The organism is Mesorhizobium sp. M1A.F.Ca.ET.072.01.1.1 (assembly GCF_004023325.1).
In the GTDB taxonomy this organism is placed as follows: domain Bacteria; phylum Pseudomonadota; class Alphaproteobacteria; order Rhizobiales; family Rhizobiaceae; genus Mesorhizobium.
Window position 1 is genome coordinate 1 of the sequence record NZ_RZSF01000499.1, and the last position, 3,485, is coordinate 3,485.

Annotated in this window: 4 protein-coding genes; 1 reads left to right on the plus strand and 3 read right to left on the minus strand. The window is 66.8% G+C overall.

Annotated features, from left to right (window positions below):
* Window positions 1-904: alanine racemase (locus tag EOA32_RS35005; protein WP_128374126.1), on the minus strand; the 904-nt coding region annotated here is incomplete at its 3' end.
* A gap of 68 nt (window positions 905-972) precedes the next feature.
* Between EOA32_RS35005 and EOA32_RS35010 the strand changes: the two genes are divergently transcribed.
* Window positions 973-1,917, plus strand: a complete 945-nt coding sequence (locus EOA32_RS35010; RefSeq protein ID WP_128374127.1) for an amidohydrolase family protein — start codon at window positions 973-975, stop codon at window positions 1,915-1,917.
* Here EOA32_RS35010 and EOA32_RS35015 read toward each other — a convergent pair.
* Window positions 1,891-2,862, minus strand: a complete 972-nt coding sequence (locus EOA32_RS35015; RefSeq protein ID WP_128374128.1) for an ABC transporter permease — start codon at window positions 2,860-2,862, stop codon at window positions 1,891-1,893. The genes EOA32_RS35010 and EOA32_RS35015 overlap by 27 nt on opposite strands.
* Window positions 2,859-3,485 (minus strand): ABC transporter permease (locus EOA32_RS35020; protein WP_145971467.1); only part of this gene is annotated, 627 nt, incomplete at its 5' end. The genes EOA32_RS35020 and EOA32_RS35015, both read right to left, overlap by 4 nt.

The following is a 3,485-nucleotide window of genomic DNA, read 5'->3' on the forward strand; positions in this document are numbered from 1 at the left end:
GGTCATAGACGCCGTGGTCGTGGAAGAAGATGGCGCCGCTGCGCAGCACCAGCGTCGCCTTGCCGTCCTGTTCGACCAGCGGCGAAAGCGCCGCCACCACCCTGTCGAAGAAGACCGACCCGCCGGCCGTCACGACCAGGGGAGCCTCGCTGCCAAGGCGAGCGCGGAGCCTGAGGAACATGTCGCCCACCGATGCCAGCAGCGCAGAGACCGCTTCATCGGTGCGCAGCGGATCAGGCTGAGCGGCAGCGCCTTCATAGGTGCCGACGCCGGCAATGCGCAGCCGTCCGCCGGTCGCAGCGACGGCATCGGCGATTGCCTCGGCCTCTGCCGTGGTTCGTGCGCCCGCCCTCGCCGCGCCGAGCTCGACCAGGACACGCAACGGCGGGAGATCGGCAGCTGCCCGCCACGCATCCGCCAGTGCCCGCACGGCCGCGACCGAGTCGGCGAAGACATAGAGCTCGGCATCCGGCCACGCGCCAGTCAGTTTCGCGAGCCTGCCTGCACCACCGGCGCCGCCGACCTCGTTGGCAATGATCAGTCTCGAGAGACCCGCCTTCAGCATCACCGTTGCCTGCCTTATATCGGCGACCGTCGTGCCCCAGGCACCGGCCTTGACCAGCGAATGGGCGAGATCCGGCGCCATCGGCGTCTTGGCATGCGGCGCGACCGCAGCGCCCTGCTCGCGCGCATAACGCAGGAACAAGTCGCGATTTGAGGCGAAGGCCGCTTCGTCAAGGGTGAGCAGCGGCAGCGACATGCGGCCATCGGCCGGATGCCAGCCTTGCTGTCCGGCCAGGCTGGAATCCAATCCGGACGTGCCGGGGGGCACGCCACGGATACGATCGTCGAGCATGAAATTTTCATGCACGACAAGCGATTGGGCCGGTGTGTTCTCGCTCATCCGATGCTAACCCTTCCGTCGCCGAACAATGGCTCAACCGATTGCCGGCCAAGGCCTGAGGGAACCGCGTGCCAAATCCCTACTCCGGACCCATCATCGACGCCCATCACCATCTCTGGGATCTCAGCCTCGGCCGCCATCCCTGGCTGACCACCTCTGCCGGCGAACGCGGCGGCCTCGGCGAGCTTGATGCCTTGCGCCGCAACTATCTGCCCGAGGATTATCTGCGCGACGCCGCCCGGCACAATGTCGTCGCCAGCGTCCATGTCGAAGCCGGCTGGGCGAGCGACGACAGCGTCGGCGAGACCCGCTGGCTCGAGACGCTCGACAAGTCGTGCGGCGGCGTAGCGGCGCGCTACGTCGTCCATGTGCCGTTGGCGAGCCACAACGCGGCGGAGTTGATCGAGGCGCAGGCCGCGTTCGACCGCGTCATCGGCATACGCGACATTCTGAGCTGGGACCCTGATCCCGCCCGGCGCTTCGCCGCTCGCGACGGCATAATGGACGATCCCGCCTGGCGCGCCGGCCTTGGCTCGCTCGCCCGGTACGGGCTCTCCTTCGACCTGATGGTGTTTCCACGCCAACTGGCCGAGGCAGCGCACCTCGCCGCGGCCTTTCCCGACCAGCAATTCGTCCTCAACCATTGCGGCAGCCCGATCGACCGTGATCCCGAAGGCTTGCAGAGATGGCGAGACGGGCTGCGCCTGCTGGCCGAGCGCGACAACGTCGCCATCAAGATATCCGACCTGGTCGCTTACGATCATGACTGGACGCTCGAAAGTCTGCGGCCGATCGTTCTGCATTGCATCGACTGCTTCGGCATGAAGCGCGCCATGTTCGGCTCCGACTTCCCGGTCGCCGGCCTGCACGCCTCGTTCGATGAGGTATATGACAGCTTCAAGGTCATCACCGCCGATCTTTCCCGGGATGAGCAGGCGGCGCTGTTCTTTGGCAACGCCGCTCGCATCTATCGCCTGGACGCCGGGTCATCGCCGGGCTTGCTCCCTGCCTGAGAGCAGCAGCAGCCCGAGGATGAGCGAACCGAACAGGATGCTGCGCCAGCCGGGCGATGCATTGACCACGGTGATCAGCGCAGTGATCGTCACCAGCAGGATGGCTCCCGGGATGGTGCCGGCATAGGTGCCGAGCCCGCCGAGGATCGAGGTGCCGCCAAGCACCACTGCGGCGATCGAGGCGAGCAGATAAGGATCGCCGATCCCGACATAGCCCTGCCCGTTCATGCCGAGCACCAGCACGCCCGCGAGCCCCGCCGTGAATCCGCTGATGCTATAGACAGCCAATGTCGTGGAAATGATCGGCACGCCCGACAGCGAAGCCGCAACCGGGTTGGCGCCCATGGCGAAGATGCGGGCGCCGAAAGGCGTTGCATGCATCAGCGTCAGCACGAGCACGGAAACCGCGATCCACAGCAGGATGCCAGCCGGGATGCCGGCCGGCCGCGCATTGCCAAGCCAATGAACCAGCGGGTTCTCGGCGGTGACGGCACTGCCGCCGGCAATGATGATCAGCAGACCCTGCAGGAATGTCGCCATGGCCAGCGTCATGATCATCGGATGGACGCGCAGCAGCGCCACCCCTAACCCGTTGACCACGCCGATAGCTGTGGTCAGCGCAACCACCGCGAGCACGGAGGCAAGGCCGGTCGGATCGGCCTGCCATGACAGCAGCGGCAGGCTGATGGCGCTGACGGTGACGATCGCTGCCACGGAGAGATCGATGCCGCCGGCGATCACCACGAAGGTCTGCCCGGCCGCCACGAGGCCGATCACCGCGCCAAGTTCTACCAGGTAGCGCAGATGTCCGTAGGCGCCGAAGCCGCGCGATGCGAAGCTCGCCGCGATCCAGACTGCGACGACGATGGCAAGGGTGAGGAACGGCCGGCTTGTGAGGATCGCCCTGGCGCGTCTGCCGCCGGCGCTGTCGGTCCAGGCTGTCATTGCTGCACCTTGCGGAATTGCGGGATGGCGACCGCGCCGATGATGATCAGCCCTTGCGCGACATACTGCGCTACCGGGGTGAAGCCGAGGAAGAACATCACGCTGATCATCAGGCTAAGCAGCAGGCTGCCGGCGAGCGCGCCGCGCATGGTGCCCTGCCCGCCGAGAAAGCCAATGCCGCCAAGCACGGCAGCGGCAATGGAATTGAGCGTGAAGGCGGTGCCGATGACCGGATCGCCAGACCCCGTTTGCGCGGCGACGAACAGCCCGGCGCCGGTCGACAAGAGGCCGCTGATCGCATAGGCGGCCACACGCGCCGCGTCGACCGGCACACCGGAACGGTAAGCCCCGACCGGATTCTCGCCGGCGGCATAGAGGCTCAATCCAAGCGGCGTGGCGAGATAGAGCTTCCATAGCAGGACGATCACCACCAACAGCACGAACGCCGCTGGCGTGTCGCCGGCAAGCAGGTCGGACAGCCAAGCCGGGATGGAGCCGCCAGGCCTCGGCAGGATCAGCAGTGCGGCGCCACCGATGATGAACGAGCCGGCGAGCGTCACCACGATCGCCGGCAGGCGCAGCCTGACCACGATGAAGCCGGTCGCGGCGCCAATGCCGAGGCC